At 50.8% G+C, this 7,710-nt stretch carries 8 protein-coding genes and 1 pseudogene; 5 read left to right on the forward strand and 4 right to left on the reverse strand.

Features of this window, described 5'->3' with window-relative positions; genetic code table 11:
* The first annotated feature begins 48 nt into the window (after positions 1–48).
* The 3 genes from C5S61_RS20955 to C5S61_RS20965 all read left to right on the forward strand — a co-directional run bounded on the left by C5S61_RS20955 (position 49) and on the right by C5S61_RS20965 (position 2,859).
* The gene (locus C5S61_RS20955; protein ID WP_110518476.1) at positions 49–1,038 is read left to right on the forward strand and encodes an ABC transporter ATP-binding protein; all 990 of its coding nucleotides are present in this window, start codon (positions 49–51) and stop codon (positions 1,036–1,038) included.
* Positions 1,035–1,919, forward strand: a complete 885-nt coding sequence (locus C5S61_RS20960) for an ABC transporter permease (RefSeq protein ID WP_110518478.1) — start codon at positions 1,035–1,037, stop codon at positions 1,917–1,919. The genes C5S61_RS20955 and C5S61_RS20960 overlap by 4 nt, the downstream gene beginning before the upstream one ends.
* Positions 1,920–1,998: 79 nt before the next feature.
* Positions 1,999–2,859 carry an ABC transporter permease gene (locus C5S61_RS20965; protein ID WP_164689699.1) on the forward strand — a complete coding sequence of 287 codons (861 nt, stop codon included), beginning with the start codon at positions 1,999–2,001 and terminating at the stop codon, positions 2,857–2,859.
* On the opposite strand, the gene C5S61_RS20970 is transcribed toward C5S61_RS20965, so the two are convergent.
* Positions 2,856–3,884 carry a zinc-binding dehydrogenase gene (locus C5S61_RS20970; protein ID WP_110518482.1) on the reverse strand — a complete coding sequence of 343 codons (1,029 nt, stop codon included), beginning with the start codon at positions 3,882–3,884 and terminating at the stop codon, positions 2,856–2,858. The two genes, C5S61_RS20965 and C5S61_RS20970, sit on opposite strands and share 4 nt — an antisense overlap.
* 178 nt (positions 3,885–4,062) lie before the next feature.
* Here C5S61_RS20970 and C5S61_RS20975 point away from each other — a divergent pair, with 178 nt between their 5' ends.
* Positions 4,063–4,521, forward strand: a complete 459-nt coding sequence (locus C5S61_RS20975) for a MarR family winged helix-turn-helix transcriptional regulator (protein WP_054533729.1) — start codon at positions 4,063–4,065, stop codon at positions 4,519–4,521.
* 98 nt (positions 4,522–4,619) lie between these two features.
* Here the strand turns inward: C5S61_RS20975 and C5S61_RS20980 are convergent, their stop codons facing one another.
* Positions 4,620–5,522 (reverse strand): isoaspartyl peptidase/L-asparaginase family protein, encoded by a 903-nt coding sequence (locus C5S61_RS20980; RefSeq protein WP_110518484.1) that lies wholly within the window; start codon positions 5,520–5,522, stop codon positions 4,620–4,622.
* A gap of 69 nt (positions 5,523–5,591) precedes the next feature.
* A complete protein-coding gene (locus C5S61_RS20985; RefSeq protein WP_054533727.1) occupies positions 5,592–6,638 on the reverse strand; it encodes an NAD-dependent epimerase/dehydratase family protein in 1,047 nt (348 codons plus the stop codon).
* 272 nt (positions 6,639–6,910) lie between these two features.
* On the opposite strand from C5S61_RS20985, the gene C5S61_RS20990 reads away from it, so the two are divergent.
* Positions 6,911–7,567 carry a Crp/Fnr family transcriptional regulator gene (locus tag C5S61_RS20990; protein WP_110518489.1) on the forward strand — a complete coding sequence of 219 codons (657 nt, stop codon included), beginning with the start codon at positions 6,911–6,913 and terminating at the stop codon, positions 7,565–7,567.
* A 30-nt stretch (positions 7,568–7,597) separates the two neighbouring features.
* Here C5S61_RS20990 and C5S61_RS27705 read toward each other — a convergent pair.
* A pseudogene (locus C5S61_RS27705) lies at positions 7,598–7,710 on the reverse strand (IS982 family transposase); the annotation flags it as partial.

Here is a 7,710-nt window from a genome sequence, read left to right on the forward strand (position 1 = left end):
TCGAGCTACACTGCCGCGAGGCGGTGTTTACTTTCTGTGCGAGGGAATATGCAGCCTGAATATGCCATTCGAACCGTCAATTTGCAACGGACTTATAAAACCAAAGAACGCGTCTTGAAGGCACTTGATGGGGTTGATTTAGCGGTACGACCAGGCGAATTATTTGGTTTTTTGGGGCCGAATGGTGCTGGAAAAACCACCACGATTAAAATTCTGACCACGCTTTTGCTGCCCAGTGGCGGCACTGCCGAGGTTTGGGGCTTTGATGTGCTGCACGAAGCCGATGCAGTTCGCCGCCATATCAACATGGTTTCCGGTGGCGAATCGTCGGGCTATGGCTTGCTCACCGTGCGCGAAAACTTATGGATGTTTACCCAGTTTCATGGCATGGATAGTAAGTTAGCGAATAAACGGATCGACGAATTGCTCGAAGTCATGGGCTTGGCTGATCGGGCCAAAACCCGCGTGAGCTTCCTTTCAACTGGCTTGCGCCAAAAAATGAACTACATTCGCGGCTTGCTGACCGACCCTGATGTGTTGTTTCTTGATGAGCCAACGCTTGGGCTTGATGTTGAAGCGGCGCGAACCTTACGCACCTACACCCGCCACTGGCTTGATACTAACCCTGGCAAAACCGTCGTTTTGACCACCCACTACATGCAAGAAGCCGACGAATTGTGTGATCGGGTGGCAATTATCAGTGGCGGCACAATTTTGGCCTGCGATACGCCAACCAGCCTCAAATATTCGTTGCAACAAGATGTGGTTTTCCGTTTGTTTACCACGCCAGTTGCTCCGGCCTTTTTGCAAGCAGTCGAGCAGATTGAGGGCGTGCAAAGCATCAGCCAACGCAGCGGCGACCAACGTGATGAATTAAGTTTGATTCTGCGTGACGATGCCATTTTGCCTCAAGTATTGAGCCAACTTGCGACCCATAACGCAGGCTTGTTATCGCTCGAAAAACGCCAACCAACGCTCGAAGATGTTTTCGTCAACCTCGTCGGCCACTCGTTATCCGAAAGTGAGACCACTGCATGAGCGTGATTTTAGATAAACACACAGCAGTTGAGCGCGAACCAAATCCACGCCGAGGCAAGGGGCCAAGCGCCTTTACGATCTTTTGGCGCTCGGTTATTGGCCGTGCCTACCCACGGATCATCGGCACCCAACGCGAACTAAGTTGGTTGTTCTTTGATATTTTCTTGCCGTTTATGGCCACCATGTCGTATGTTTTGGTCTATGAGGCAATTGGTGCGCCAGCCTCGTACAAAGGCTTGGTCTTGGTTGGCGGCGCAATGACGGCTTTTTGGCTGAATGTGCTTTGGTCGATGGCCATGCAATTGTATTGGGATAAAGAGCAGGGCAATTTGCAGTTGTATATGCTTGCGCCAACCTCGCGCATGGCAATTCTGACCGGTATGGCCTTGGGCGGCTTGTTCGCAACCACCATTCGGGCAACGATTATTCTGATTGGCGGCTCGCTGATTTTTGGCATTAGCTACCAAGCAACCAGCTGGTTTGCCTTAATTGGGGTTTTCTTCCTGTCTCTGATTGCCTTGTATGGCATGGGCATGTTGCTCAGCTCGATTTTCTTGGTCTATGGGCGGGGCGCGTGGCAAATGACCGCCGCCTTGCAAGAGCCTGTGTTCTTTGTCTCTGGCTTTTACTTTCCGGTCAAGGCCTTGGGCACGGTAGTCGCAACTGGTGCTTCAGTCGTACCATTGACCTTGGGGCTTGATGCAATGCGCCAATTGCTGTTTCCTGAGATGATGCAGCAGTTTCAATTTCTCAGCGTTGGCACCGAAGCAGCAATTTTAGCAGGCTTGGCCTTATTCTTCGGCCTCGTGGCCCGCTGGTCGTTGCAGCGCATGGAGCGCAAATCACGCCAAGATGGCCGCCTAACGGAACGAGGCAATTAGAAGGATGAAGTATGAAGTATGAGGGATGAACGTTATTCATAATTCATCCTTCATACTTCATCCTTTCAAAGGGGTTTTTATGCAGCGATTTTTGCAGGCGTTTCGGGTCGGCGCTTGGTTGGGTTGGAAAACCGAAAGCAACTGGACAAATCCGCTTTTTTATATTTTGTGGTCGCTCTTGCTGCCCATGTCGAATGGCTTGATTATGACCATGATGCTGCGGGTATTGCAGCGCACTGGCAACTCCAGCGGCGCTGATCTCTTGCCCTATGTGTTCATCGGCACAGTTGTTTATTCGATTGTAGCCTTGTTGCTCGATAGCATGGCCTGGGCCGTGCTCGAAGATCGCGAACGGATGGGCATGCTCAAGTACATTGCGATCACGCCATCGTCGATGTATGGCTATTTGTGGGGGCGCGGCTTTGCCAAAGTTTCAATCAACTTTTTGGCAGTGCCATTAACCCTAACCTTCGGCGCGTTGGTTTTGGATATTCCGATTCGGCTGAGCACAATTAATTGGCCATTATTGCTGGTCGTGGTCGTGCTTGGGCTGCTAATTGTGACCTTTGCGGCTCAGATTTTGGCTGGCGTGACCTTGATGATTGCGCGCCACGCTGGCTTTGTGGGCCAAGCAGTTTCCGGCGCGCTCTATCTCTTCACCGGTGCGTTGTTTCCAATAACCGTGCTACCCAATTGGATGCAAGTTATTGCCCGCGCCGTGCCGCTTACCTACTGGCTCGAAGGCATGCGCCGCGCCTTGTGGGTCGATGCGCAGAATCCTGTCTACAATACAGGGCTGAATCAATTGAGCACCACGAATTTATTGCTGATCTTGCTGGCTTCGGCAGTGGCGATGGCCGTCATTTCAATTCCATTGCAGCGCCGCGCCGAACATCGCGCCAAAGAAAAAGGCTTGTTGGATATGAATACAGCCTACTAGGGCGTAAACAAAACCTTGCCGCCAGTCATATTAGATTGATACAGTTCAAGGGCGTTTTGGGCTTCGTGGAGCTTAAAGCGCCCTTGAACTGTTGAAGTCAGCTCATCAAGCAGCAGTTTTTGCACATTTTTGGTGATTCGCGCAAAATTTAATGGATTGATCTGGCCGATCCAATCGGTTAGCCAAAAACCGGTTACATGTTTATTTTCAAAAATTAAGCTCCGTGGATCGATCTGGCATGCACTATCAGCTAAGGCTCCATAGACCATAATCGTGCTGTTTTTGGGCATCGCGCTCAACACCTGCCCCACCAATTCCCCGCCAACTGCATCAAAACCCAAATTTGCCTGCTGTTCGCGGCATAGTTTGGTCAGCGCTTCAGCAAAATCAGGGCTGCTCGAATTCAGCACATATTCAGCTCCCAGCGATTGCAATAATTCGACTTGTGCTTCACGGCGCACAATATTGATCAAAGTCAGTTTTTCGCGTTGGGCCAAACGCACGAGCATGCGGCCCAATTGGCTAGCAGCAGCAGTTTGCACCACAGCTTTGGCGTTGCGCTGCCGAGCAATATCAATCAACGCCCAAGCACTAACGGGATTAACAATTGCTGAGGCTGCTTGCTCAAAACTCAGGCTCTCGGCCAAGGGCAAACATTGACGAGCCGCCACAATCACATAATCGGCCCATGCGCCGTCGTCATCGGGGGATTGGGTTGCAAATGAAACCCGCTTGCCAAGCAGCACTTTGCTATATAATTGATCGCCAGTGCTCACAATTGTGCCGCTACCTTCAAAGCCCGGCACCGCAGGCAACGGCTTTGTGATACCATAGCTACCATTTATAAACATCATATCCGAGGGATTAATGGGGGTAGCAGCAACTTTGACCAGCACTTCATGCGCTTTGAGCGGACGCAAATTACGCTCAACCAGCGTAAGTTTTGTAGAATCGCCACTATAATCCGTGATGATGAGGGCTTTGCTCCGAATAATCGTTGGATCAAAGGTTGGTTGTTCGCTCATAAATCCAGATCCTTCTCTAGGCTTTGCGCTGCTATCATACCGCGTTTTGGCCTGAATGGTCGCCCGATTCTAGTAATTCGCTACTTGACGCTGCATTATTTTGCAGTATGATCAAGATAGTTAGTTAACTTAACTAAATTGTAAGCGGCAATGCAGCCGTTAGATATAGTGATCTACCATGACAACAAGCCGAGAATATGCCCAACAATTCATTCAATTGATCGATCGCACGAAGCGCATGCCGATGGATGGAGCCTACGCCAAAATTCATGATTTAGGCTTATCGCATTCGCACTTACGCGCCATGTTTATTTTGGAAAATCAGCCAGGCTTGCCAATGAAGGATTTAGCCGAGGCCTTGGCCATGACTCCGCCCTCAGTGACGGTGCTGACCCGTAAACTTGAAGCCAGTGGCTTGCTTGAACGCCTGCAAGATCAGGTTGATAGTCGGCGAGTTTTGTTACGGCTGAGCACTGATGGCGCACGCATGCTGGCCGAAATGCACAATGCCCATCTTGATCGCTTTACTCAATTGTTGAGTGGGCTTTCGCCCAGCGATCAAGCTCAATTTTTGGTGCTAATGAATCGAGCAGTCGAGGCCTTGGAGCGCATGTACCGCGAGGAATCTGAGGCTTAAAATCAATACTTATTGGAGCAAATGTAGGGTTTATACATTTTGAGCATTCCATGAATGTATAATGTATAAACCCTACAATTCAACTCCACTCATTGTGCTTAGGCAATAATCTGTTCTTGATCGTCGATATTATTCCAATAGGCGTGGGTCATACGTTGCGAGTTGAAGGCTGCGCCAATTTGGCCATTGCTCGCCACCAAGATCAGACCGCCCTCGCCGCCTTCGATGCGTTGGCCCAACACAGCAACTGCGGCCTCGGCAGCAGCTTGCACATCCATGCCACGCTCAAGGTTTTCGATCGCCCGTCGAGCCAGCAACACCCGCGCAATCGTTTCGCCCCAACCGGTGGTCGAACAGCCGCCACTATGGCTATCTGCATAAAAACCACCACCAGGAATTGGCGAATCGCCGATGCGGCCCAAGGGCTTGCCGCTCATGCCGCCGGTTGAAGTGGCCGCCGCAATATTGCCCAAGCCATCGAGCGCAACCGCACCCACGGTATCGGCAATCGTTTCGGCATCGGTGCTCCCCGAATCAACTTTAAAATCGCGGTCGCCGCTGGCCCATTGGGCATGGCGACGAGGCGTGATCAAGCTGGCGTTATCAACAAACTCAACTCCAGCAGCACGTGCTACTGCTTCAGCATCGGTCTTGGCAAACAAAATATGCGGAGTTTTTAACACCGCTTGCGCGGCCAAAATTGGATTTTTGATGCCCTCGATTGCGCCAACCGCGCCAACATCAAGGCTGGTGCCATCCATCAAGCCTGCATCCATTTGCACAAAGCCTTCGCGATTGAGCACGCTGCCATAGCCAGCATTGAAGGCGGGCAAATCTTCCAAGACGATAACTGCGGCGATTGCGGCCTCAAGCGCCGTGCCACCAGCTTGCAATACTGCTTTGCCTGCGCGCAAGGCAGCTTGAATTCCAGCGGCATGGTCTGGGCGCAATGATTCGGGAATATCGCCAGCGCCACCGTGAACGGCAATTGCTAAGGGCATACATACCTCATTGATCGAATTAAATTAAAAAACTACGCCCAGCATTATACGCTAGGCGTAGTTTTATGTTTAGAAGGCTTTTTTGAGCAAACCAATCGCGCCTTGTTTCCATGGCACGCGGTGGGTCACCCCTGAAGCGTTAGCAAAGGCGTGGCGATTGTCGATATACCACTTGAAGTTGCGCAACAACGCATCTTGGTTGGAGAATTTAGGCTTCCAGCCAAGTTGGGTTTCGGCCTTCTCGATTGAGACAAACGAATCTTTCGAGGCGGTTTCATAAACCCACTTGTAGAGCGGCGAAACCCGCAAAAATTCCAAGGCACGCAAGGTCCAAATTGCTGGGGTTGCAGGCGAGCCAATAATCTTTTTGCCATGGCCAGCGTAATCGAGCACCGCTTGATAATCTTCCTTCATGGTGGCAAATTCTTTGGCCCCAATGTTGAAGGTATCGTTGGCAACCTCAGCAGGCAAGGTCATCGACAAATAAATCGCATCGCAGAGATCTTCAACATCAAGCAATTGATAGCGATTTTTGCCATTCCCAATCATCGGGAAGTTGTGGCCATCGAGCGCCCAATCGAAGAGCAAGGCGAAAACGCCAAGCCGTTCTGGCCCAATGAACGATTTTGGCCGAATAATCGCGACTTCCATACCTTTGGCACGATGTTCCAAGGCCACATATTCAGCCATCACTTTGGCTTTACCATAGGGGCCAACACCATCCAAACGGTCGTTTTCAACCAATGGATGATGATCGGGAATGCCATAGACGGCGGTTGATGAAACGTGAACCACCCGTTTTACGCCATGTTTTTTGGCCACATCGAGCACATTGCGCGTGCCATCAATATCGGTCGAGAAAATATCCTCGGCTGAATAGAGTGGCAAGGCAGCGGCAGTATGCACCACGAAATCGACCCCTTGCATAGCGCGATCAAGCCCTGCAACGTTGCGAATATCGTCCTTAATGATCGTAATATGATCTTTGAGATCAGGATAAGTCCAATCAGCAAAATCATATGAAATAAGGTCGTATCCTTTGGCATCAAGGTAGCGCAAGAGGTTAATCCCAAGGAAGCCAGCGCCACCTGTTACTAACACTTTTTGACGGGTCATGATTGTATACATCCTCAAATAATTCATTTTAGATTATTTGCACATAATATCACAAATTGTTGCTGCTATGCTACACTAGAGATTAGGGCTTGGGGATTGGTCGGCGGGGATCGGGGTTCGGGTTCGATGTTTAGAACGTGATTGATTAATTTGATACATAATATCCGTTATCCAATGAGCATAATCGGATGTTGGCTGTTGAATTCCAGCCCCCAACACCCAACCCCCGATCCCCTAGCAGTAACAATTTCGCGCATGAGGCGCTGTTTGATATGAGTGTTGACGTTGAAGTTCTGCGGCAATTGACCCGTTTTGCTGCGCTTGACCCAGTAGCTTTGCGCGATCTCGCCAGAGCAATGGAAGTTCGTTCGTTTCGGCCTGGCCAATATTTGGTGCTTGAGGATGACCCGCGCTTTGGCTTGTTTGGCATTTTAGAAGGCCGAGTGCGGCTTTCGCGTACTGCCAGCGATGGTCGCGAGCAGGTGCTTTCAATCGCCGAAACTGGCGAGTTGTTTAATATCGAGCCGTTTGTTGATGCAGGCCCAGCGCCAGCAACCGCCCGCGCGATGGCTCCCACCCGTTGCGTACATTTGCCAACTGCGGCGTTGCCTGATGTGTTGCGCAGTCACCCAGAATTTACCCTAATTCTACTGCGCGATTTGGCAGCCCAAGCTCGCGATTTGGCGGTGCTGTTGGAAGATTTGGCGTTTCGCACGGTACGCGCCCGTTTGGCACGAATTTTATTGCACGAGGCGGCTGATGGCACTGCTGCATTAACTCATCAAGAATTGGCGGCCCGCGCTGGCACGGTGCGCGAAATTATTGGCCGCACCTTGCGCCAAATGTCCGATGAAGGCTTGGTGGAGTTGGCACGGGGCCATGTGCTGGTACTCGATGTTGAGGGCTTGGCTGCACTAATCGAAAATTAGGCTAATTCTATATATTACGCCTGATGTGAGTTAGGCATCGTTGATAACCGTAAAGGTGAGGACATCGATCCCAAATCGCGCCCGCAATACGGCTTTGACGACGAGATGCGTCACCTTGCTCGCAATGCGGGTCGCCAATCCTT

Origin of the sequence: Herpetosiphon llansteffanensis (assembly GCF_003205875.1) — a bacterium.
Lineage (GTDB): Bacteria > Chloroflexota > Chloroflexia > Chloroflexales > Herpetosiphonaceae > Herpetosiphon > Herpetosiphon llansteffanensis.